This is a genomic window from Ramlibacter henchirensis (genome assembly GCF_004682015.1).
Taxonomy (GTDB): Bacteria; Pseudomonadota; Gammaproteobacteria; order Burkholderiales; family Burkholderiaceae_C; genus Ramlibacter; species Ramlibacter henchirensis.
Genome location: NZ_SMLM01000004.1, coordinates 295,153 through 317,134 on the forward strand (window position 1 = coordinate 295,153; position 21,982 = coordinate 317,134).

Genomic DNA, 21,982 nt, shown 5'->3' on the forward strand with positions numbered 1-21,982 from the left:
GCTTGAAAATCGCCGTCATCGGCGCCGGCATCGTCGGCGTCACCACCGCGTATGAACTGGCCGCCGACGGCCACCAGGTCACCGTGTTCGAACGCCGGGGCGCCGTGGCCGAAGAAACCAGCTTCGCCAACGCCGGCGTCGTGGCGCCCGGCTACGTCACGCCCTGGGCCGCGCCCGGCATGCCGGCCAAGGTGCTGCGCCACCTTTTCAGCCGGCACGCGCCGGTCAAGCTCTCGCTGCCGCTCACCATGGCCGAACTCGGGTGGATGTGGCAGTGGTGGCGCGCCTGCAAGCTCGACGTCTACATGGCCAACCGCGCCCGGCTGCAGCGGCTGGCCTTCTACAGCCGCGAACGCATGCACTGGCTGGTCGATTCGCTGCAGCTGGAATACGACCGCAGCCCGGGCTACCTGGTGCTGCTGCGCTCCGAGAAGGACCAGCGCATGGTGCAGCCCGGCCTGCAGGTGCTGCGCGAGGCCGGCGTGAGCTTCCACGAGATCGATGCGGAGACGGCGCGCGCGGTCGAGCCGGCGCTCAATCCCGACACGCCCTTCGTGGGCGCGGTGCACCTGCCCGAGGACGAGGCCGGCAACTGCCGGCAGTTCGCGCTGCTGCTCAAGGACGCGGCCCGCACCGCCGGGGCGAAGTTCAACTTCAACACGAAGGTGATGCCGCTGGACCCGGCCGCGCCGGCCAGACTCACGGTGCAGCAGGGCGAGGACCCGCCCGTGCAGATCGCCTTCCAGGCGGTGGTCGTGTGCGGCGGACTGGAGTCGGCGGCGCTGCTCAGGCCGCTCGGGCTGGACATGCCGATGGCCCCCGTCTACGGCTATTCGATCAGCGCTCCGCTGCGCGAGGCGCTCAATGCCCCGCGCAGCGCGCTGATGGACGAGCGCTACAAGGTCGCGATCACCCGCCTGGGCCAGCGGGTTCGAGTAGCCGGCAGCGCCGAGCTCGGCGGCCGCCTGCAGCGCCGCAGCCCGGCCGCGCTGCAGACGCTCTACAAGGTGCTGCACGACTGGTTTCCCGGGGCGGCGCAGCTGTCCAACACCGGCGCGGCAGTGCAGGAGTGGAAAGGCGCGCGGCCGATGCTGCCCGACGGGCCGCCCGTCCTCGGCGCCTCCGGCATCCCCGGCGTGTGGCTCAACCTCGGGCACGGTTCGAGCGGCTGGGCGCTGGCCTGCGGCAGCGCTCGCGTGGTGGCCGACCTGATGTCGGGCCACGATCCGCTGCTGGACATCGAAGGCCTGGGCATCGAGCGGCTGACCGGCTGAGCCGGCGCGCGGCGCGGCGCACAATCCGCGCCATGCTCCAGGTCACCGCGGACCGTCCCTGGCCCCTGTTCGACGTCGCGCGCACGCGCGAGATCGAGCGTGAGGCCGCCGCGGCCCTGCCATCGCACACGCTGATGCAGCGCGCGGGCCTGGCGACGGCGCGGCTGGCCCTGGCCGTCGCGCCGCACGCGAACACCGTCTGGGTCGCCTGTGGCCCTGGCAACAACGGCGGGGACGGATTCGAGGCAGCCGCGCATCTGCGCCAATGGGGCAAGTCGGTGGTGCTCACGCTGGCGGGCGATCCCGCACGGCTTCCGCCGGACGCGGCTGCGGCTTGGCGCAAGTGCCAGGCCGCGGGCCTCGCGGCTTCCGCAGAACCGCCGGCGACGTGGGACGTGTGCATCGACGCGCTGCTCGGCATCGGCAATGTGCGGGCGCTGCAAGGCGAACTGGCGCAGCTCGTGCAGACGATCAACGCAGGCCCGGGGACGGTGCTCGCGGTCGATGTGCCCAGCGGACTGGCGGCCGACTCCGGGACGGGCGAGTCGGCCCGCGCGACGCACACGCTCAGCCTGCTCACGCTGAAGCCGGGACTGTTCACCGCGTCCGGCCGCGATCGTTCCGGCCGCGTGTGGTTCGACGATCTCGGCGTCCCTTCGCAGGACGAGCGGGCGTCCGCGTGGTTGGCCGGGCCGCCGCCGGTCGCGGAGCGGCTGCATGCGAGCCACAAGGGCAGCTATGGCGACGTCGCGGCGGTCGGCGGCGCTGCAGGGATGTCGGGAGCGGCGGTCCTCGCGGCTTCGGCGGCGCTGCACGCCGGCGCCGGTCGGGTGTACCTGTGCCCGCTGGCGCCGATCGGCGCTGCGCCGATTGCAGGTCTGCCGGAACTGATGGTGCGCGATGTCGCCGGTCTGCCGCTCGAGACGCTGAACATCGCCTGCGGCTGCGGCGGCGGCTCTGAAGTCCGGGGAGTGCTGCCGGAGATCCTGCGGCGAGCGAAGTCGCTGGTGCTCGATGCCGATGCGCTCAATGCGATTGCCGCGGAGCCGGCCTTGCAGCACGGCCTGCGCAGGAGAAGCGAGCGTGGACCGCCCACCGTGCTCACGCCGCATCCGCTCGAAGCCGCCCGGCTGCTCGGATGCACGACGGCCGAAGTGCAGGCCGATCGCCTGCGCAGTGCCACGTCACTGGGCGAACGCTTCGGCTGCGTGGTGCTGCTCAAAGGCTCCGGCTCCGTGATCGCCGCGCCCGGGCAGCTGCCGAGGATCAATCCCACCGGCAATGCCCGGCTGGCCACCGGGGGAACGGGCGATGTGCTGGCGGGTCTCGTCGCGGCGCTGCTCGCGGCCGGCGCCGACCCGATGTCGGCGGCCGCTGCCGCCGCCTACCGCCACGGATCGGCCGCCGATCACTGGCCCGAGGGCAGCGCCCTCACCGCCGGCGCGCTCGCCCGCGCGCTCTGATCAGCCGCGCCCCACGAAGGGCATCTTGGTGGCCATCACCGTGTGGAACAGCACGTTGGCTTCCGGCGGCAGGTTGGCCATGTAGAGCACCGACTGGCCGACGATGGACACGTCCATCACCGCCTCCACCGCGATATCGCCATTGGCCTGCGGCACGCCCTTGGTCATTCGCGCAGCCAGCTCGGTGAGCGCATTGCCGACGTCGATCTGGCCGACGGCGATGTCGTACTTGCGGCCGTCGAGCGAAGCCGACTTCGTGAGGCCCGTCACCGCATGCTTGGTGGCGGTGTAGGCGATGGAACCGGGGCGCGGAGCATGCGCGGAAATCGAGCCGTTGTTGATGATGCGGCCGCCGCGCGGGTCCTGCGCCTTCATCACGCGGAACGCCTCGCGGATGCAATAGAACATGCCGTTGAGGTTGGTGTCGACCACGCGCTTCCAGTCTTCGACCGAGATGTCCTCCAGCGCCGCCCCGCCCAGGCCGATGCCCGCGTTGTTGAACAGCAGGTCCACGCGGCCGAAGGCCTCGGCGGTGCGCCGGAACAGCGCCTCGACTGAAGCAGGGTCGGTGACGTCGGCCGGGACCGCCAGTGCGCGGTCGCCCGCCGCGGCCTCCTTCAACGTACCTTCCAGCGCGTCCGCGCGCCGGCCTGCCACAGCGACTTTCCAGCCGTCGGCCAGCAGCGCGAGCGCCGCCGCCTTGCCGATGCCGCTGCCGCCACCGGTGACGATGGCTACGCGTGGGGATCTGTTCCTGTCCATGTCGGTCTCTCCTCAGCGCCGCCCTTTGCGGCCCTTGCTCTTGGCGCTTGCGGCGGCCTTCTTCACGGCCGCCTTCAGGTTCTGGATCGGCGAGCGCTCGGCCGCCTTCGCCGTCTTGCGCGCGGACGCCCGCTTGCCGGAGGTCTTGCCGGACGGCCCCGGCGAAACGCCCTTCTCGCGCATCGCCCGCAGTTCCAGCTCCTCGCCTTCGCGCACCAGGCGGAAGTCGATCTTGCGGCCGTCGAGGTCGACCCGGCTGACCTGCACCCGCACGCGCGTGCCGATGGCGTAGCGGATGCCGGTTCGCTCGCCGCGCAACTCCTGCCGCGCCTCGTCGAACTTGAAGTACTCGCCGCCCAGCTCGGTGATGTGCACCAGGCCTTCGACGTACAGCGCGTCCAGCGTGACGAAGATGCCGAAGGTGGTGGCCGCGCTGACCACGCCGCTGTACTCCTCGCCGAGGTGCTCGCGCATGTACTTGCACTTGAGCCAGGCCTCCACGTCGCGGCTGGCCTCGTCGGCGCGGCGTTCGTTGGCACTGCAGTGCAGGCCGGCGGCTTCCCAGGCCTGCACCTCCCGCGTGGGCGGCGCCTTCTTCAGCTTCTGGTGGGGCGGCGCCACGCGGGTGGCCAGGCGGCGCGCCAGCTTCTCGTGCGCTTCGCCCGGCGTCGGCAGCGCGGGCAGCGTGTAGTGGGTCTTGGCGAGGATTGCCTTGATCACGCGGTGCACCAGCAGGTCCGGGTAGCGGCGGATCGGGCTGGTGAAGTGCGTGTAGGCGTCGTAGGCAAGCCCGAAGTGGCCGCTGTTGATCGGTGTGTAGATCGCCTGCTGCATCGAGCGCAGCAGCATGGTGTGGATCTGCTGCGCGTCGGGCCGCTCCTTGGTGGCCTCGGCGATCCTCTGGAACTCGCCGGGCATAGGCTCGTCGCTGATCGTGAGCCCCACGCCCATGGCCTTGAGGTAGTTGCGCAGGATCTCCTTCTTCTCCGGGGTCGGGCCTTCGTGCACCCGGTACAGGCCCGGGTGCTTGCTTTCCTGGATGTAGTCGGCGGCGCAGACGTTGGCGGCCAGCATGGCCTCCTCGATCAGGCGGTGCGCGTCGTTGCGCGTGCGCGGCACGATCTTCTCGATGCGGCCGTTCTCGTCGCAGATGATCTGCGTCTCCGTCGTCTCGAAATCGACGGCGCCGCGCGCCTGGCGCGACTTGAGCAGCGCGCGGTAGACGTCGTGCAGGTTGAGCAGGTCGCCCACCCGTTCCTTGCGGCGCTGGGCCTCGGGGCCGCGGGTGTTGGCCAGGATCGCCGCCACCTCCGTGTACGTGAAGCGGGCATGGCTCCACATCACGGCCGGGTAGAACTGGTAGGCCTGGATCTCGCCGGTGGGCGCGATCAGCATGTCGCAAACCATGCAGAGGCGATCGACCTCCGGGTTCAGCGAGCACAGCCCGTTCGATAGTTTCTCCGGGAGCATCGGGATCACCCGGCGCGGGAAGTAGACGCTGGTGGCGCGGTCGTACGCATCGACATCGATCGCGCTGCCGGTCTCCACGTAATGGCTGACGTCCGCGATGGCGACCAGGAGGCGCCAGCCCTTGCCGCGGCCGACCTTGGCCGGCTCGCAGTACACGGCGTCGTCGAAGTCGCGCGCGTCCTCGCCGTCGATGGTGACCAGCGGAACGTCGGTCAGGTCGACGCGGTGCTTGCGGTCCTTCGGTTGAACCTTGTCCGGCAGCACCCGCGCCTGCGCGATGCAGGGCTCGGAGAACTCGTGCGGCACGCCGTACTTGCGCACCGCGATCTCGATCTCCATGCCGGGGTCGTCGATCTCGCCCAGCACCTCCTTGACCCGGCCGACCGGCTGGCCGTAGAGGCTCGGCGGTTCGGTGAGTTCGACGACCACCACCTGCCCCGGCTTCGCGGTGCCGGTGGCGCCTTTCGGGATGAGGACGTCCTGCCCATAACGCTTGTCCTCGGGCGCGACCAGCCAGACGCCGCTCTCGTGCAGCAGGCGGCCGATGATCGGCTGGGCCGGTCGCTCGACGATCTCGACCACGCGCCCTTCGGGGCGGCCCTTGCGGTCATGGCGCACGATGCGCGCGCGCACGCGGTCCTTGTGCAGCACCGCGCGCATCTCGTTGGGGGGCAGGTAGATGTCGGTCTCGCCGTCGTCTCGCACGACATAGCCGTGGCCGTCGCGATGTCCCTGGATCGCTCCCTCGACTTCATCGAGGAGGCCGCCCGTGTGTTGGGGTCCGATGTTTTTGATATAGAATCCTTGTCTTCCTGAAATGCCCAGGTGGCGGAATTGGTAGACGCACTAGTTTCAGGTACTAGCGAGTAACATCGTGGGGGTTCGAGTCCCTTCCTGGGCACCAAGTCAAATCATAAAGCCGGCACAAGCCGGCTTTATTCGTTTGGGGGTCGTGCTTCAGATCGGCAGCCCGACCAGGTCGTGGCCTTCGGTGGCCACGATGCGCGCCCGGGTGAATTCGCCCACCTTCAGCTGCTTGCTCAGCTTCTGCGGCGGAAGAAGCCGGACGGTGCCGTCGATCTCCGGCGCGTCCGCGTAGCTGCGGCCCAGGCCGCCCTTGCGCCCGAGGCCCGGCGCCGAATCCACCAGCACCTGCATCGTCGCGCCCACGCGCCGCTGCAGGCGTTTCGCCGACACTGCCTCGGCCACCGCCATGAAGCGCGCGCGGCGCTCCTCGCGCACTTGCGCCGGCAGCATGCCGGGCAACTCGTTGGCGGCCGCGCCCTCGACGGGGCTGTAGGCGAAGCAGCCGGCGCGATCGATCTGCGCCTCGCGCACGAAGTCCAGCAGGTGCTCGAACTCCTCTTCGGTCTCGCCCGGGAAGCCCGCGATGAAGGTGCTGCGAACCACCAGCTCGGGACAGGCCTCGCGCCATTTCTGCAGCCGCTCCAGGTTGCGCTCGCCGCTGGCCGGCCGCTTCATCCGGCGCAGCACGTCGGGATGGCTGTGCTGGAACGGCACGTCCAGGTAAGGCAGCACAGCGCCCGTGGCCATGAGCGGGATCACCTCGTCGACCGACGGATACGGATAGACGTAGTGCAGCCGCACCCACGCGCCGTGCGGCTGCGCCAGTTCGCCCAGCGCCTGCACGAGTTCCAGCATGCGTGTCTTCACCGGGCGCCCGTCGAAGAAGCCGGTGCGGTACTTGACGTCGACGCCGTACGCCGACGTGTCCTGGCTGACCACCAGCAGTTCCTTCACGCCGCTTTCGAACAGCGCCCGCGCTTCCTTGAGCACGTCGCCCACCGGTCGGCTCACCAGGTCGCCGCGCATCGAGGGGATGATGCAGAAGGTGCAGCGGTGGTTGCAGCCCTCGCTGATCTTCAGGTAGGCGTAGTGCCCGGGGGTGAGCTTGATGCCCGCGGCCGGCACCAGGTCCACGAACGGGTCGTGCGGCTTGGGCAGGTGCGTGTGCACCGCGTCCATCACTTCCTGCGTGGCATGCGGTCCGGTGACCGCGAGCACGGACGGATGGACCTCGCGCACCATGTTGCCGCCGCCCTCGCCCGAACGCGCGCCCAGGCAGCCGGTAACGATCACCTTCCCGTTTTCGGCCAGCGCCTCGCCGATGGTGTCCAGGCTTTCCTTGACGGCGTCATCGATGAAGCCGCAGGTGTTGACGATCACCAGGTCGGCGCCCTCGAAGGTCTTGGACGTTCGGTAGCCCTCGGCGGAAAGCTGGGTCAGGATCAGCTCCGAGTCGGTCAGCGCCTTGGGGCAGCCGAGGCTCACGAAGCCCACCTTCGGGGGTGCCTGCGCAACGGTCGAATCACTCATGGTCGGTATTGTCCCAAAGGGACGATTCGCCGGCTGCGGCCGGCCCAGATGAAAAGGGCCGGGACACCCGGCCGTGGATGCGGCTGGAGCGGATTACCGCTTGCCGATGAAGGCGCCGAGCATCTGCTCGGTCTGCTTCTGCATCTGTTCCTGCATCTTGTCGAACATGGTCTTGGACTGCTCGACGTAGCTGCCCATCATCCCCTGCATCAGCGGGTTCTGCATGTTCATGAACTGCGCCCACATCTCGGGCGTGAGGTTCTTCGACTGCTCGGCCAGCTTGGCCTGGATGTCGGTGAACGCCTGCACGTTCTTCTCGAGGTAGGTGCCCATGAAGCCCTGCGCCGCATGCCCGTAGAAACGGATGATGTTGGCCAGGGCCGCCTCGCTGAACATCGGCGCGCCGCCCGCCTCCTCCTCCAGGATGATCTGCAGCAGGATGCTTCGCGTCAGGTCCTCGTTGGTCTTGGCATCGCGCACGGTGAACGGCTCGTTGCCCATCACCAGCTGCTTGACTTCCGCCAGCGTGATGTACGTGGACGTGTCCGTGTCGTACAGCCGCCGATTCGGATACTTCTTGATCACGCGCTGCACGGGCTGCGCGGGTTCCGCGGCGCGGGCGGCGGCTTTCTTGCTTTGCACGAGGGGAACTCCTGGGGGTTCTTCGCGACCGCGCGCCGTGGCGGGCGCATGCGGCGGTGCAAAAGATTCTAGAAACGCCGCCTGCGCGCGCCCCGCAGGTTTACCCTACGGCAGCGCACCGCCACCAGGCGGGAAGTTCTCTAGGGAAGTGGTAGGCGCGATTGGACTCGAACCAACGACCCCCACCATGTCAAGGTGGTGCTCTAACCAGCTGAGCTACGCGCCTGAATGTCGTTCGAGAGGCGGGATTGTAGCAGAGGAGCTCGCGCCGGCTTTCAGCGCCGACGCGCCGTGCGCACTCCGCCGACCTCGCGCACGAGCCCCAGCACACGGGCCAGCCGCGCCGAATCGGTGATCTCCACGGTGAACGTCATCCACGCCGTGCCGCGCACCGACTGGGTCTGCACGCCGATCACGTTCATCTTCTCCTTGGCGAACACCTCGGAGATGTCGCGCAGCAGGCCCTGCCGGTCCGCGGCCTCCACCGCCACATCCACCGGGTAGACCGCGCCCGCGTCGGCCTTGGAGCGGCCCCACTCCACTTCGATCACGCGTTCGGCGTTGCGCGCGGCCATCTCGCGGAAGTTGCTGCAGTCCGTGCGGTGGATGCTCACGCCCTTGCCGCGCGTCACGAAGCCGGCGATGTCGTCCGGCGGCGCGGGTTTGCAGCAGCGCGCCAGCTGCGTCATCAGCGAGTCGACGCCCACCACGAGCACGCCGCCCTTGGGCGAGCGGTCCGCGGGCCGCGCCTTCTTCAGCAGCAGGTACTCGTCCTGCGGCAGCGGCGCCTCGGGCGGATGCAGCAGCGTCTCGATGTTGCGCAGCGAGTACTCGTCCTTGCCGACCACGAAGAACAGGTCGTCCGGCGACTTGAAGCCCAGTTGCGCGGCCAGGTCGTTGTGGTTCAGCGAAGTGCGGCCTTCGCGCTGCAGCAGCTTTTCCACGAGCTCCCGCCCGCGCGCGATGGTCTCGTGCCGGACCTGCTCGTTGAACCACGCGCGCACCTTGGCCTTGGCGCGATGGCTCGCCAGGAAGCCGAGATCGGCGTTGAGCCAGTCGCGCGAGGGTCCGCCTTCCTTGGTCGCGACGATCTCGACGGTCTGGCCGTTCTGCAGCGGCGTGTTCAGCGGCACCATCGCCCCGTCCACGCGTGCGCCGCGGCAGCGGTGGCCCAGGTTCGTGTGCACGGTGTACGCGAAGTCCACCGGCGTGGCGCCCTGCGGCAGTTCCACGATGGCCGCATTCGGCGTGAGCACGTAGATGCGGTCTTCGAACAGGCCTTCGCTGGCGCCCGCCAGGTCCCGCTCCCACGCCAGCAGTTGCCGCAGCACGGCGATCTTGGCGTCGTACTCGCCCGCGGCCGACACGCCCGAATAGCCCTTGCTCCCCGCCTCCTTGTAGGCCCAGTGCGCCGCGACTCCGTGCTCGGCGTGGTCGTGCATCGCGTGGGTGCGGATCTGGATCTCGATCGGCCGACCGGCCTCGTCGCGCACCACCGTGTGCAGCGACTGGTAGCCGTTCGGCTTGGGTCTGGCGATGTAGTCGTCGAACTCCGACGGGATCGCCTCGTACTTCTGGTGCACCCACGACAGTGCCGCGTAGCAGTCGCGCACGTCGGGCACGATGACCCGCAGCGCGCGCACGTCGAACACCTCGGCGAAGTCCAGCGCCTTGCCGCGCATCTTCTTGACGATGCTGTAGATGTGCTTGGGCCGGCCCTGCACCTGGGCCGAAACGCCCTGCGACTTCAGTTCGGCCTGAAGGCGCAGGCGCAACTGCTCGACGTAGGCCTCGCGCTCGGCGCGCTTCTCGTCCAGCAGCCGGGCCACCTGCTTGTAGGTGTCGGGCTCCAGGAAGCGGAAGGCCAGGTCCTCCATCTCCCACTTGACCTGCCAGATGCCCAGCCGGTTGGAGAGCGGCGCGAAGATGTGGAGCGCTTCGCGCGCGACGCTCGGCGGCGCCGGCACCTTGCGCGCGGCGTGCCAGCGCAGCGTCTGCAGTCGGGAAGCGAGGCGCAGCATCACGACGCGCAGGTCGCGCGAGAACGCCAGCAGCATCTTGCGCACGTTCTCGGTCTGGACCTTGGGGTCGTCGACCGGCTTCAGCGAGTCTTCGGCCGAGCGGGCCTGGCGCTGCACCCGCACCAGCGCGGTGGTCTCGATCGCCAGGGCCGCGTAGCTCTCGCCGAACGCCTTGGCGATCACCTCCTGCGGCTTGTTCAGGTGCGGGCAGGCGTAGACCAGGTAGCTCGCCGCCTGCATGGCCTGCGAGCCGCCCATGGATTTCAGGATCGCCGCGACCGCATCGGCGTGCTCCAGCGTGTTCTCGCCGGTGTCCAGCGTTTCGGACGCGATGAAGGGCTCGGCGAAAGCGCGGGCGCGGGCCAGCGCATCCCTCTGCTGCGGCAGGGACTGCTCGGCCGCGGCGATCAGCTCGGGGACCGGGCCGCCCTGCACGGGTTCGGCCATCTGCCGCTTCATGGCCGCAGCAGGAAGGAGACGGCGGCGTCGACCTGCCCGGGTGCGACGAAGGTGGGCGCATGGCCCACGCCTTCGAACTCGAGGAGCTCGGCGCGGGGGCCGCGTCGCGTCATCTCGATCGCGGTGTCGCGCGAGAGCAGGTCCGACTGCGCGCCGCGGACGACGAGCGTGCGCGCCGTGATCGCGTCGTAGAGGGTCCACAGCGCCGCTTCGCTTTCGGCGGCCTGGGCCTCCGTCATCGCCTTCACCGGCACGGCGATGGCCGGGTCGTAGTGCAGCGTGACGCCGCCTTCGGGCAGCGGCTTGACCATGGCTTCGGACAGCGACAGCCATTGCTGCGGCGTGTGCGGCCCGAAGCTGGTGGAGATCTTCCACATCGCGTCGGCCGCCTCGCGCAGGTCGCTGAAGCGGCCGGTGCGGCCCAGGTAGCCGCTGATGCGCTGGATGGCGGACCACTGCACCGCCGGACCGACGTCGTTGAGCACCAGCCGCTTGATCGGGACCGGCAGCGGCAGCTTCGGCGAGCCGGCGAGGCCCATGCCGATCAGGCCGCCCATGCTGGTGCCGAACCAGGAGAGATCCGTGATCGGCGCCTGGGAATGGAGTTGCGCGAGCATCGCCAGCATGTCGCCCGCGTAGGTCGGCAGCTGGTAGCCCTGCGGGTTCTTCAGCCAGTCGCTGCGGCCGCGGCCCACCACGTCGGGGCACACGACCCGGATCGGCTCCGCGCTGCGATCCACCAGCGACGCGGCCAGCACGTCGAAGTCGCGCCCCTGCCGCGACAGGCCGTGCACGCAGACGACCACGCGGCCGGCGTCCTCGGCGCCCCAGCTCCAGTACGCCATGCGGTGCGCGCCGTCGGCGTCGGCGCACGGTACGTAGTTCAGCTTAGGGGAGGCCATGGGGCAAATGTCCGATACTTCGCGCGGCCCCGCACGGAGCCCGGCGCATGCGCCAGCATCGTACCAACCGATCACGAAAGACATTCCCATGCTCAAAGGCAAAACCGCCCTCGTCACGGGCTCGACCAGCGGCATCGGCCTCGGCATCGCCAAGGCGCTCGCGCGGCAGGGCGCCGACATCGTGCTCAACGGCTTCGGCGACGTCGAAGGCCCCAAGGCCGAGGTGTCGAAGCTGGGCGTGAAGGTGGCCTACCACGGCGCCGACATGAGCAAGCCGGCCGAGATCGACGAGATGATGAAGTTCGCGTCCGGGCGTTTCGGCCGCGTAGACATCCTGGTCAACAACGCCGGCATCCAGCACGTCGCCAGGGTGGAAGACTTCCCGCCGGAGCGCTGGGATGCGGTGATCGCGATCAACCTCTCGAGCGCGTTCCACGCCACGCGCCTCGCGCTGCCCGCGATGAAGGCGGCCAACTGGGGCCGCATCATCAACATCGCCTCGGTGCACGGGCTGGTGGCGTCGGCCGAGAAGGTGGCCTACGTCGCGGCCAAGCACGGCATCGTCGGCATGACGAAGGTGGTCGCGCTGGAAACCGCGACCACCGGCGTGACCTGCAACGCCATCTGCCCCGGCTGGGTGCTCACGCCACTGGTGCAGAAGCAAGTGGATGCCAAGGCCGCCGCCAACGGCTGGAGCAACGAGGAAGCCACCAAGCGCCTGCTGGGCGAGAAGGAACCCTCGATGCAGTTCACCACGCCGGAAGAGCTGGGCGAGCTCGCCGTGTTCTTCTGCTCGCCCGCCGCGAACAACGTGCGCGGGGTGGCGTGGAACATGGACGGGGGTTGGGCAGCGCAGTAGGCCCGGAGCCGCTGACGTAGTTCGCGCTACTCCGCGAGCTTGAGCTCGTGGTCGTGCGTGCATTCGAAGCGCCCGTCGGCCAGGTCGAAGTCCCAGCGCTGCGCCTTGCACTCGCGCGGCTGCCCCGCCAGCGGCGCCGACCACCTCAGCACATTGACTGAATTCGGCGTGTTGAACCGCACGCGGTGCGACACCGCCGTGCCCGCCTGCAGGCAGAACATGGGGCGCTCGGTGCCCTTCACGCGCGCACACAGGTCGGTCATGTACGGCAGGTGGATGTGCCCGCCCAGCACGAGGTCCGCGCCCGCCTTCGACCAGGCCTGCACCGCGCGATGGCCGCCGTGCAGCCGGTCCTTCTCGTCCTCTTCCCGCATCACGCAGGCCGGCTGGTGGGTGACGACCACGCGCAGCTGCTCGCGGCGCGCTTTCTGCAGCCGCTGCGACACGCGTTCGATCTGTGAACGCGACACCTCGCCGTCCTTGTGCCGGTTGGGACGGGTGGTGTTGACGCACAGGACGAGCAGATCGTCCAGGTCCAGCTCCGGCTCCAGCTCGCGGCCGAACGCCGCGCGGTAACCGCCGTACGGATCGAACAGCCTCGCCCAGAGGTTGTAGAGCGGGATGTCGTGGTTGCCCGGCAGCGTGAGCAGGTGCGGCACGCCAAGCGAATCGCAGAACGCGCGCGCTGCCGCGAATTGGGCGCTGCGCGCGCGCTGGGTGATGTCGCCGCTGAGCACCACCACGTCCGGGTGCAGCTCGTGCGTCAGTTGCCGAAGGGCGTCCACGACCGGCTGCTGCTCCGTGCCGAAATGCGGGTCGGAGATGTGCAGCAGCAGGCTCATTCCACGGGCGCCCGGTCTTCGGGGCGCGGCACCATCAGCATGAGCGGCCGCTCGGCCACCTGGAAGCGCAGTGGCGGCGTCATGACGCCGACCTCGCCGTCCGCCGCCACCTTCATGCGCCGCATGCGCAGCGCGCGGACGGTGAGGGTTCGGAAGGCGAAGCTGTGGAGCTGCTCCGCATCGCCCAATCGCCCGAAAGCGCCGCGAAGCATCAGCCACACCGTGGTCCAGGTGCCGATCGGCTTGGCGATCAGCGCGGCCAGGCAGCCCTCGCCTACACGCGAGGAGACCTGCGCCTCCATGCCGATTCGCTCCAGCTGCAGGCGGTTGTTGCCCACGAACAAGGTGGGCGTCGTCAGCAGCGTGCGCTGCCCGTCCAGGTCGATCTCCAGCGCCAGCTGCCGGCGCCACACGAAGATGGTCTTCAGCCCGGCGAGCAAGGCGACCCAGCGATGCCTTCCGAATTGCTTCTTGAACGTTTCGCGGTCCTGCAGCAGCTGCGGGTACATGCCCAGGCTGGCGTTCACCAGGAAGACGCGGTGGTTGATCTGGCCCACCTGCACCGGCTCGGGCTGAGCGTTCAGCAAGGCGCGAGCGGCGGTCTCCAGGTCCTGCGCGATCCCGTACTCGCGGCCGAACAGGTTGAAAGTGCCCTGCGGCAGCACGCCCAGGGGACAGCCGCGGTTCCATGCGGCCTGCGCCACGGTGTTGAGGGTGCCGTCGCCGCCGACGGCCACCACGATGCCCTTGTTGATCTCGGCCAGCGAACACGCCACCTCGCTGGCCTGGGCGAGGTCCCAGGGGCCGTCGAGGGCGACGAAGCGGAAGCGCCGGCCGGCCTCGTTGAAGACGCGTTCGAGCACCGCGCGGCGCTCCTGTGCGTCCGTGTCGCCCGACCCGGGGTTGATCAGCACGAACAGCTCGGGCCCGGTGCTGGCTGCATCGGGGGGAGCTGCTGCATCGGTGACCTCGGCCAACATGGACGCCGAGTGTCGGGCGCGCGGCCCGCGCCGACCTGTCGGACGCCGGCTAGCGAAGCTGTACGGAACCCGATACGTTGACCACCACGGCCGCCTTTCCGGCCTCGACCGGAACGGGCGCGTCGGCCGAGGCCGCCTTGGCTTCCATGGCCATCATGCGCGGCCGCGGCGGGATGCCGGGCTCCTGCGCATGCACCGACACCTCGCGCAGGCTGTAGCTGGTGAAGCCGAAGCTCTTCGCAAGCTCGCCCGCCCGGCTGCGGAACCGCGCGACGGCCTCGCCCTGCGCCTCGCGCTCGGCCTGCTCGCGCTTCTCGCGGCTCAGGCGGAACGAGGCGCCCGCGACCGTCATGTTCTGAAGCCGGCCCGCCGTCTGGCTGATGCGCCCGAAGTCCGTGCCTTCGAGCAGCAGCTCCGCGGTGCCCACCCAGCCGGTGATGCGCCCTTCCCGGCCGTAGCGGGGGCTGATGCTGAAGTTGCCGGTGCGCACGTCCATGGCGCCGGGCTGCGCGGCCTTGCGCGCATCGGTCAAAGCCTGGTCGAGGACGCCCTTGAGCTGCTGCTGGATCTGGCCGGGGTCCGTGCCCTCGCGCGTGACGGTTAATACGAAAGAAAGCAAGTCCTGCGGCACTTCCACCGTGGCGGCGGCCGTCAGCTGGACAACGTTCTCCGGCACCGGAAACGGCACCGGCACGGTCTGGGCCGCAGATGCTGCAGAGGCGCCCAGCAGGGCTGCGGCAAGGAGGAATCGGAACTGTCTCAGGGGGAATCGGGGGGAGTTCATCTCAGCTTCAACGTTGCAGGGGCGGTGAAGTTCACGGCTGGAAAGTGAATCGGTCCCACGCGCCGCAACTTTTGTAACAGTGTGTCAGGAGCCCGCCGGATCGCCGGAATTCGCTGGGCAAGGCCCTCAGAATCGGCGCTGTTACAAATACGTTTTGGAGCATCATGACACAAGCTGCCGCCCGGACCGACAAGATCCTGGTCGTCGACGACGACGCCCGGATCCGTGACCTGCTCAGGCGCTACCTCACCCAGGAAGGCTTCGAAGTCATCCTGGCCGAGGACGGCAAGGCGCTCAACCGGTTGATGTTGCGCGAAACGGCCGACCTCATCGTGCTCGACCTGATGATGCCCGGCGAGGACGGCCTGTCCATCTGCCGTCGCCTGCGCGCCGCCAACGACCGCACCCCGATCATCATGCTGACCGCCAAGGGCGAGGACGTCGACCGGATCGTGGGCCTGGAAGTCGGCGCCGACGACTACCTCGGCAAGCCGTTCAACCCGCGCGAACTGCTGGCCCGCGTGCACGCGGTGCTGCGCCGCCGGCCCGCCCAGGAAGCGCCCGGGGCGCCGTCCAGCGAGAATGAGGTCGTCACCTTCGGGCCGTTCGCCTTCGACCTGGGCGCCCGCACCCTGCGCAAGAACGGCGATGAGCTGCCGCTGACCACCGGCGAATTCGCCATGCTCAAGGCGCTGGTGCGCCATCCGCGCCAGCCGCTGTCGCGCGAAAAGCTCGCCCAACTGGCCCGCGGCCGTGAATTCGAACCGTTCGACCGCAGCCTCGACGTGCAAGTGTCGCGGCTGCGCAAACTTGTCGAGCTGGACCCATCAGCCCCACGCTATATTCAGACCGTTTGGGGGGTGGGCTACGTCTTCGTGCCGGACGGCGCGGGCTGATCCACCTGCCGCGCAGCCCCGGCCCAGACCGGGGCATTGCATTCCTGAAGGGGACAGGTGATTCGAGGCGTTGCGACCAGCATGGAGGTGACGGGCCCGGCGCCGCTGGAAACGGCGCCCGCGCCGCTGGAGATGCGTCCGCGAGTCGGCCTCTCGCTCTTCTGGCGCACCTTCTTCCTGCTGTCCCTGCTGCTGATCGGCTCCATCGTCGCCTGGCTGCAGACCTTCCGCGCGCTCGAGTTCGAGCCGCGCGCCGTGCAGACGGCCCAGCAGATCGCCTCGCTGGTGAACCTCAGCCGCGCGGCGCTGCGTTACTCCGATGAGATCGCGCGCGTCTCCCTGATCAAGACTCTGGCCGAGCAGGAAGGCGTGCGCATCATGCCGAGCAAACCGACGGATGTTTACGTCGTGTTCGACTCGGCCTCACTCGATGAGCGTGTAGCGGAAGAGCTCGTTACCCGGCTGGGCCCGGGCACCGTGCTTGCCTCTGCCGTCAACACGGAAAAAGGCTTCTGGGTCGGCTTCAAGATCGATGCCGATTCATACTGGCTGTTGATGGACCGCAATCGATTCACCCGCGTCGGCGGCCGCACTTGGCTGATCTGGCTGATCACGGCGGCCGGCCTCTCGCTGGCGGGGGCCGCGCTGATCGCGCGCCTGATCAACCGGCCTTTGAAGCAGCTGTCGTTCGCGGCCAGCCGGGTGCGCGACGGCGACTTCGACGCGAGCCGCCTGGACGAGAAGGCCGTGACCAGCGAGATCCGCGAGGTCAACATCGGCTTCAACCGCATGGCGCAGCAGTTGGCCAAGATCGAGCAGGACCGGGCCGTCATGCTGGCGGGCATCTCGCACGACCTGCGCACGCCGCTGGCCCGGCTGCGGCTGGAAACCGAGATGAGCGTGAGCGATCCCGAGGCCCGCGAACACATGGCCTCGGACATCGACCAGCTCGACGCCATCATCGACAAGTTCCTCGACTACGCGCGCCCCGACCACGCCGAGCTGAAGCCGGTGAACCTGCGCGACGTGATCGAGGCCTGCGTGTACGCCGTGCAGGACCACGGCGAGATGCGGATCAACACCGACGTGCCCAAGAGCCTCTACGTGCTGGCGGACGAGGTGGAGCTGGCCCGCGTCGTCGCCAACCTGCTGGAGAACGCGCGCCGCTACGGCAAGACGCCGGAGACGGGCATCGCCGTCGTGGACATCGCGGCCAAGCAGCGCAACGAATGGGTGCTGCTCAAGGTGCGCGACCACGGCATGGGCGTGGCGCCCGAGGCGCTGCCCAACCTGGTCAAGCCCTTCTTCCGAGGCGACGCGGCGCGCACGGCTGCCACCGGCGCGGGCCTCGGCCTGGCCATCGTCGACAAGACGGTGCAGCGCATGGGCGGCATCTTCGCGCTGGCCAACACCACCTCGGGCGGGCTGGCCGCGCACATCAAGCTGCAGAAGCCCAGGTCGACGATGTCCGGCGAGGCGCCGGCCGGCAGTCCGAAGGCCGAAGAGGTCAGCTGACGACAGGGGCCGCGAGCAGCAGCACAACCGCCCGGGCCTCGATACTCTGGCCCTGCCCCACGGGCCCCAGTTTCTCCGCGGTCTTGGCCTTCACGTTCACCTGGCCGGGCGTGAGACCGAGCGCCTTGGCGATTCGCTCGCGCATGGCCTCGATGTGAGGCGCCAGCTTCGGCGCCTGGGCGATCACGGTGCTGTCGACATTGGCAATCGACCAGCCTGCGGCCGTCACGCGTCGCGCGGCTTCCTCGAGCAGCAGCGCCGAATCGGCACCTTTGAAGCGTGCGTCGGTGTCCGGGAAATGCCGGCCGATGTCGCCGAGCCCGGCTGCACCGAGGATCGCATCGGTGATCGCGTGCAGCAGCACGTCGGCGTCCGAATGCCCGAGCAGCCCACGCTCGTACGGCACCACGACGCCACCGATCACCAGCGGCCGCCCCGGCACCAGCGCGTGCACATCCCAACCCTCGCCGATCCGCATCCCCTTCATGTCGTCCTGCTCCTGAGCACCGCCTCGGCCAGGGCGAAATCCTCCGGCCAGGTCACCTTGAAGTTCTGCGCACTGCCCGGCACCAGCAAGGGCTTCAGCCCGATCGCCTCGATGGCCGAGGCTTCATCCGTCACCCCGTCGGCCGCCTCCCGCAGCGCCTTCTGCAGCAGCGCCAGCCGGAACATCTGCGGTGTCTGCGCGAGCCACTTCTTCTCGCGCGACAGCGTCTGCGCCACCCGGCCGGCCTCCTCCTGCTTGAGCGTGTCGGCCAGCGGCTGCGCCAGCAGTCCACCCACGTCGTCGGTCAGGCACGCGTCGATCAGGCGATCGATCTGCTGCGGCGTGACGAGGCAACGCGCGGCATCGTGCACCAGCACCCAATCGTCCTCTTTGGCGCCCTGCGCCCGCAGCTCGGCCAGCCCGTTCGCGACCGAGGCCGCGCGCGTCGCACCTCCGCAGGCAACGACGCGATAGCCGTCGCCGGCCGGCATGCGCTCGTCGCCGGGCGCGACCACCACCAGCACGGAAGCGATCCGCTTCACGCGGGTGAACGCCTCCAGCGTGTGCTGCACCAGCATCCGCCCGGCAACCGATTCGTACTGCTTCGGCCCCGCCGTTCCCGCACGCGTGCCGGTGCCCGCCGACGGGATCAGTGCGTGATACCGCACGGGGGCATGGGAAGGATGAGCAGCAGCCAAGATGAGGGGCATTCTAGAATCGACGCATCACCCCTCAGCTGCGCGTTGAGGGGTGTTTGCATTTGCTGCTCGAAAAACAAATGGATCTTCCCAAGCTGTCTCCCGGCAAGCGGTTTGCGCTGCCTCGCCCGCCCGGCTCCGCCGACGCGCTGCTGCTGGCGCGCCTGGCGGAGCGCGAGAAGGCCGCGGGCCATCCCACCGCGATCGTCACGGCCGGTGCGGCGGACGCGCAGCGGCTGCTGGACGAACTCGCCTTCTTCTCGCCCGACCTGCGCTGCTGCCTGTTCCCCGACTGGGAGACGCTGCCCTACGACACTTTCTCGCCGCACCAGGACCTGATCAGCGAACGCCTGGCCACGCTGTGGCGCATCTCGCAGGGCGAGGCCGACGTGGTCATCGTGCCGGCGACCACCGCGCTGTACCGGGTCGCGCCGCCGTCCTTCCTGGCCGGGTACACCTTCCACTTCGCCGTCAAGCAGAAGCTGGAGGAAGCGAAGCTCAAGGCGCAGCTCACGCTGGCGGGCTACAACCACGTGACGCAGGTGGTGAGCCCCGGCGAGTACGCGGTGCGCGGCGGGCTGATCGACCTGTTCCCGATGGGATCGCCGGTGCCCTACCGCGTCGACCTGTTCGACGACGAGATCGATTCGATCCGCACGTTCGACCCGGACAGCCAGCGCAGCCTCTATCCCGTGCCCGAGGTCCGCCTGCTCCCGGGCCGCGAGTTCCCGATGGACGACGAGGCGCGGGCGCGTTTTCGCAGCCGCTGGCGCGAACTGCTCGAAGGCGATCCGACCAAGAGCCGCATCTACAAGGACATGGGCAACGGCGTGGCCACCGCCGGCATCGAGTACTACCTGCCGCTGTTCTTCGAGGAGACGGCCACCGTGTTCGACTACCTCGGCGCGCGGGCCGCGGTGGTCCTGCACGGCGACCCCGAGCCGGCCTTCCAGCGCTTCTGGCAGGACACGAAGGACCGGCACCGTTTGCTGCAGGGCGATCCCGAGCGGCCCATCCTGCCGCCGGACGCGCTGTTCCTCACCATCGAGCAGTTCTACGGCCGCGCCAACGAGCACCCGCAGCTCGCCCTGCGGCCGCGGACGGAGGAGTCGGACTGGGCCGAATTCGACAAGCTCCCGGACCTTTCCGTCGTGCGCGGCGCCGAAGAACCGCTGTCCCGCTTCAAGCAGCACCTGGCCGCCACGCCGCATCGCACGCTGCTGCTGGCCGAGAGCGCCGGCCGGCGCGAGAGCCTGCTGGACTTCTTCCGCGCGAGCCACCTTGCGCCACCCGCCTTCGATTCCCTGGAGGAGTTCCAGGGCAGCGACGAGAAGCTGGGAATCGCCGCAGCGCCCCTGACCGAAGGATTCCGCTGGAACGAACAGGCCATTGACTTCGTCACCGAGACGGAGCTTTTCGCGGCCGGCCCCACGACCCGGCGCCGCAAGAAGCAGGAGCAGGTCAGCGACGTCGAAGCGCTGATCAAGGACCTTTCCGAGCTGAACGTGGGCGACCCGGTCGTGCATGCGCAGCACGGCATCGGCCGCTACAAGGGCCTGGTCAACATGGACCTGGGCCAGGGCAGCACCGAGTTCCTGCACCTGGAATACGCGGACAAGGCCACGCTCTACGTCCCGGTCAGCCAGCTGCACCAGATCAGCCGCTACACCGGCGTCTCCGCCGAGGAAGCGCCGCTGCACAAGCTGGGCTCCGGCCAGTGGGAGAAGGCCAGGCGCAAGGCCGCCGAACAGGTGCGCGACACCGCCGCCGAACTGCTGAACATCTACGCCCGCCGCGCCGCGCGCGAGGGCCACGCGTTCCGCTTCTCGCCGCAGGACTACGAGGTGTTCGCCAACGACTTCGGCTTCGAGGAGACGGCCGACCAGAACGCGGCCATCCACGCCGTCATCCAGGACATGATCTCGCCGCAGCCGATGGACCGCCTGGTGTGCGGCGACGTGGGCTTCGGCAAGACCGAGGTGGCGCTGCGCGCCGCCTTCATCGCGGTGACGGGCGGCAAGCAGGTCGCCTTCCTCGCGCCCACCACGCTGCTCGCGGAGCAGCACTACCAGACGCTGGTGGACCGTTTTTCCAAGTGGCCGGTGAAGGTGGCGGAGATGAGCCGCTTCCGTTCGCAGAAGGAGGTCACGGCGGCCGCCAAGGGGCTGGCCGACGGCAGCGTGGACATCGTCGTCGGCACCCACAAGCTGCTGTCCAACACCATCAAGTTCAAGAACCTGGGCCTGCTCATCATCGACGAGGAGCACCGCTTCGGCGTGCGCCACAAGGAGGCGATGAAGGCCATGCGCGCCGAGGTCGACGTGCTCACGCTCACGGCCACGCCGATTCCGCGCACGCTGGGCATGGCGCTCGAAGGCCTGCGCGACCTGTCGGTGATCGCCACCGCCCCGCAGCGGCGGCTGGCGATCAAGACGTTCGTGCGCAACGAGGGCAACGGCGTGATCCGCGAGGCGGTGTTGCGCGAGCTCAAGCGCGGCGGCCAGGTCTACTTCCTGCACAACGAGGTGGAGACCATCGAGAACCGCCGCGAGCGGCTCGAGCACCTGCTGCCCGAGGCGCGCATCGCCGTGGCCCACGGCCAGATGCCCGAACGCGACCTGGAACGCGTGATGCGCGACTTCGTGGGGCAGCGCTACAACGTCCTGCTCTGCTCCACCATCATCGAGACCGGCATCGACGTCCCCACGGCCAACACCATCGTCATCAGCCGCGCCGACAAGTTCGGCCTGGCGCAGCTGCACCAGCTGCGCGGGCGCGTCGGCCGCAGCCACCACCAGGCCTATGCCTACCTGATGGTCCCGGACATCGAGAGCCTGACCAAGCAGGCCGCCCAGCGGCTGGATGCGATCCAGCAGATGGAGGAACTGGGCTCGGGCTTCTACCTTGCCATGCACGACCTGGAGATCCGCGGCGCCGGCGAGGTGCTGGGCGAGAACCAGAGCGGCAACATGCTCGAAGTCGGCTTCCAGCTCTACAACGAGATGCTGTCCGAGGCGGTGAAGTCGCTCAAGGCGGGCAAGGAGCCGGACCTGCTGGCGCCGCTGCAGGTCACGACCGAGATCAACTTGCATGCGCCGGCCCTGCTGCCGGACGACTACTGCGGCGACGTGCACCTGCGGTTGTCGTTCTACAAGAAGCTCGCGACCGCGAAGACCACGGACCAGATCGACTCGCTGCTCGAAGAGATCGTCGACCGCTTCGGCAAGCTGCCGCCGCAGGCGCAGACCCTGGTCGACGTGCATCGACTGCGCGTGCTCGCGCGGCCCTACGGCGTGGTCAAGGTCGACGCCGCGCCGGGCGTTACGCACATCACGTTCCGGCCCAATCCGCCGGTCGATTCGCTGCGCATCATCGAGCTGGTGCAGAAGAACCGGCACATCAAGCTGGCCGGCAACGAGAAGCTGCGCATCGAGCGCGAACTCAAGGACGCGAAGGACCGCGCGCAGATGGTGCGCGACGTGCTGCGGTCGCTCGGGCAGCCGAAGGTGGCGGAGCCGGCGTAAGCGGCCGCCCGCACCCGGTGTGTTCTCCGCTGAGCTTGCCTAACCGCTGACGAGTGTCGAGACTCGG

At 69.1% G+C, this 21,982-nt stretch carries 17 protein-coding genes and 2 tRNA genes; 7 read left to right on the top strand and 12 right to left on the bottom strand.

Translation table 11 applies throughout. The annotated features are described in order from the left end of the window. The first annotated feature begins 2 nt into the window (after positions 1-2). Positions 3-1,274 carry a D-amino acid dehydrogenase gene (locus tag EZ313_RS22650; protein ID WP_135265585.1) on the top strand — a complete coding sequence of 424 codons (1,272 nt, stop codon included), beginning with the start codon at positions 3-5 and terminating at the stop codon, positions 1,272-1,274. A gap of 32 nt (positions 1,275-1,306) precedes the next feature. Beyond that, on the top strand, positions 1,307-2,737 hold the full coding sequence (locus EZ313_RS22655) for an NAD(P)H-hydrate dehydratase (RefSeq protein WP_135265586.1): 1,431 nt from the start codon (positions 1,307-1,309) through the stop codon (positions 2,735-2,737). On the opposite strand, the gene EZ313_RS22660 is transcribed toward EZ313_RS22655, so the two are convergent. Beyond that, on the bottom strand, positions 2,738-3,499 hold the full coding sequence (locus tag EZ313_RS22660) for an SDR family oxidoreductase (protein ID WP_135265587.1): 762 nt from the start codon (positions 3,497-3,499) through the stop codon (positions 2,738-2,740). Positions 3,500-3,511: 12 nt separating this feature from the next. Beyond that, positions 3,512-5,764, bottom strand: a complete 2,253-nt coding sequence (gene rnr, locus EZ313_RS22665) for a ribonuclease R (protein WP_135265588.1) — start codon at positions 5,762-5,764, stop codon at positions 3,512-3,514. A 24-nt stretch (positions 5,765-5,788) separates the two neighbouring features. On the opposite strand from rnr, the gene EZ313_RS22670 reads away from it, so the two are divergent. Then, positions 5,789-5,873, top strand: a tRNA-Leu gene (locus tag EZ313_RS22670). Positions 5,874-5,926: 53 nt separating this feature from the next. On the opposite strand, the gene rimO is transcribed toward EZ313_RS22670, so the two are convergent. From rimO to EZ313_RS22695, 5 genes are all read right to left on the bottom strand, one after another. Further along, the gene (gene rimO / locus EZ313_RS22675) at positions 5,927-7,306 is read right to left on the bottom strand and encodes a 30S ribosomal protein S12 methylthiotransferase RimO (RefSeq protein WP_135265589.1); all 1,380 of its coding nucleotides are present in this window, start codon (positions 7,304-7,306) and stop codon (positions 5,927-5,929) included. 93 nt (positions 7,307-7,399) lie between these two features. Beyond that, entirely contained in the window at positions 7,400-7,948 is a 549-nt protein-coding gene (gene phaR / locus EZ313_RS22680; protein WP_135265590.1) for a polyhydroxyalkanoate synthesis repressor PhaR, read from the bottom strand. Between the two features lie 149 nt (positions 7,949-8,097). Next, a tRNA-Val gene (locus EZ313_RS22685) sits at positions 8,098-8,174 on the bottom strand. Positions 8,175-8,223: 49 nt separating this feature from the next. Continuing rightward, entirely contained in the window at positions 8,224-10,428 is a 2,205-nt protein-coding gene (locus EZ313_RS22690) for a RelA/SpoT family protein (RefSeq protein ID WP_135265591.1), read from the bottom strand. After that, the gene (locus EZ313_RS22695; RefSeq protein ID WP_135265592.1) at positions 10,425-11,330 is read right to left on the bottom strand and encodes an alpha/beta fold hydrolase; all 906 of its coding nucleotides are present in this window, start codon (positions 11,328-11,330) and stop codon (positions 10,425-10,427) included. Before EZ313_RS22695 ends, EZ313_RS22690 begins: the two co-directional genes overlap by 4 nt. 88 nt (positions 11,331-11,418) lie before the next feature. On the opposite strand from EZ313_RS22695, the gene EZ313_RS22700 reads away from it, so the two are divergent. Continuing rightward, a complete protein-coding gene (locus EZ313_RS22700) occupies positions 11,419-12,189 on the top strand; it encodes a 3-hydroxybutyrate dehydrogenase (RefSeq protein ID WP_135265593.1) in 771 nt (256 codons plus the stop codon). Positions 12,190-12,215: 26 nt separating this feature from the next. Here EZ313_RS22700 and EZ313_RS22705 read toward each other — a convergent pair whose 3' ends face one another. From EZ313_RS22705 to EZ313_RS22715, 3 genes are read right to left on the bottom strand one after another with little or no spacing between them, the layout of a single operon-like run. After that, positions 12,216-13,031 (bottom strand): metallophosphoesterase family protein, encoded by an 816-nt coding sequence (locus EZ313_RS22705; RefSeq protein WP_135265594.1) that lies wholly within the window; start codon positions 13,029-13,031, stop codon positions 12,216-12,218. Continuing rightward, entirely contained in the window at positions 13,028-14,011 is a 984-nt protein-coding gene (locus EZ313_RS22710; RefSeq protein ID WP_135265595.1) for a diacylglycerol/lipid kinase family protein, read from the bottom strand. Before EZ313_RS22710 ends, EZ313_RS22705 begins: the two co-directional genes overlap by 4 nt. 49 nt (positions 14,012-14,060) lie before the next feature. After that, positions 14,061-14,795 carry an SIMPL domain-containing protein gene (locus tag EZ313_RS22715; RefSeq protein WP_135265596.1) on the bottom strand — a complete coding sequence of 245 codons (735 nt, stop codon included), beginning with the start codon at positions 14,793-14,795 and terminating at the stop codon, positions 14,061-14,063. 164 nt (positions 14,796-14,959) lie between these two features. Between EZ313_RS22715 and ompR the strand changes: the two genes are divergently transcribed. Both ompR and EZ313_RS22725 read left to right on the top strand, forming a co-directional pair. Further along, a complete protein-coding gene (gene ompR, locus EZ313_RS22720; RefSeq protein WP_055902032.1) occupies positions 14,960-15,691 on the top strand; it encodes an osmolarity response regulator transcription factor OmpR in 732 nt (243 codons plus the stop codon). Between the two features lie 81 nt (positions 15,692-15,772). Next, on the top strand, positions 15,773-17,206 hold the full coding sequence (locus tag EZ313_RS22725; protein WP_135265684.1) for a sensor histidine kinase: 1,434 nt from the start codon (positions 15,773-15,775) through the stop codon (positions 17,204-17,206). On the opposite strand, the gene ispF is transcribed toward EZ313_RS22725, so the two are convergent. Both ispF and ispD read right to left on the bottom strand, forming a co-directional pair. Then, complete coding sequence (gene ispF / locus EZ313_RS22730; RefSeq protein ID WP_205960472.1) at positions 17,199-17,684, bottom strand: 2-C-methyl-D-erythritol 2,4-cyclodiphosphate synthase; 486 nt, start codon at positions 17,682-17,684, stop codon at positions 17,199-17,201. The genes EZ313_RS22725 and ispF overlap by 8 nt on opposite strands. Before the next feature lie 5 nt (positions 17,685-17,689). After that, entirely contained in the window at positions 17,690-18,403 is a 714-nt protein-coding gene (gene ispD / locus EZ313_RS22735) for a 2-C-methyl-D-erythritol 4-phosphate cytidylyltransferase (RefSeq protein ID WP_135265598.1), read from the bottom strand. 68 nt (positions 18,404-18,471) lie between these two features. Here ispD and mfd point away from each other — a divergent pair, with 68 nt between their 5' ends. After that, the gene (mfd, locus tag EZ313_RS22740) at positions 18,472-21,915 is read left to right on the top strand and encodes a transcription-repair coupling factor (RefSeq protein ID WP_135265599.1); all 3,444 of its coding nucleotides are present in this window, start codon (positions 18,472-18,474) and stop codon (positions 21,913-21,915) included. The last annotated feature ends 67 nt before the right edge of the window (positions 21,916-21,982 follow it).

Coding starts and splice junctions, on each gene's coding strand:
- rimO (WP_135265589.1), bottom strand. CDS start 7,306: ATGAGTGATTCGACCGTTGCGCAGGCACCCCCGAAGGTGGGCTTCGTG.
- mfd (WP_135265599.1), top strand. CDS start 18,472: ATGGATCTTCCCAAGCTGTCTCCCGGCAAGCGGTTTGCGCTGCCTCGC.
- EZ313_RS22710 (WP_135265595.1), bottom strand. CDS start 14,011: ATGTTGGCCGAGGTCACCGATGCAGCAGCTCCCCCCGATGCAGCCAGC.
- ispD (WP_135265598.1), bottom strand. CDS start 18,403: ATGCCCCTCATCTTGGCTGCTGCTCATCCTTCCCATGCCCCCGTGCGG.
- EZ313_RS22715 (WP_135265596.1), bottom strand. CDS start 14,795: ATGAACTCCCCCCGATTCCCCCTGAGACAGTTCCGATTCCTCCTTGCC.
- EZ313_RS22725 (WP_135265684.1), top strand. CDS start 15,773: ATGGAGGTGACGGGCCCGGCGCCGCTGGAAACGGCGCCCGCGCCGCTG.
- ompR (WP_055902032.1), top strand. CDS start 14,960: ATGACACAAGCTGCCGCCCGGACCGACAAGATCCTGGTCGTCGACGAC.
- EZ313_RS22660 (WP_135265587.1), bottom strand. CDS start 3,499: ATGGACAGGAACAGATCCCCACGCGTAGCCATCGTCACCGGTGGCGGC.
- EZ313_RS22655 (WP_135265586.1), top strand. CDS start 1,307: ATGCTCCAGGTCACCGCGGACCGTCCCTGGCCCCTGTTCGACGTCGCG.
- EZ313_RS22695 (WP_135265592.1), bottom strand. CDS start 11,330: ATGGCCTCCCCTAAGCTGAACTACGTACCGTGCGCCGACGCCGACGGC.
- EZ313_RS22705 (WP_135265594.1), bottom strand. CDS start 13,031: ATGAGCCTGCTGCTGCACATCTCCGACCCGCATTTCGGCACGGAGCAG.
- EZ313_RS22690 (WP_135265591.1), bottom strand. CDS start 10,428: ATGAAGCGGCAGATGGCCGAACCCGTGCAGGGCGGCCCGGTCCCCGAG.
- EZ313_RS22700 (WP_135265593.1), top strand. CDS start 11,419: ATGCTCAAAGGCAAAACCGCCCTCGTCACGGGCTCGACCAGCGGCATC.
- ispF (WP_205960472.1), bottom strand. CDS start 17,684: ATGCGGATCGGCGAGGGTTGGGATGTGCACGCGCTGGTGCCGGGGCGG.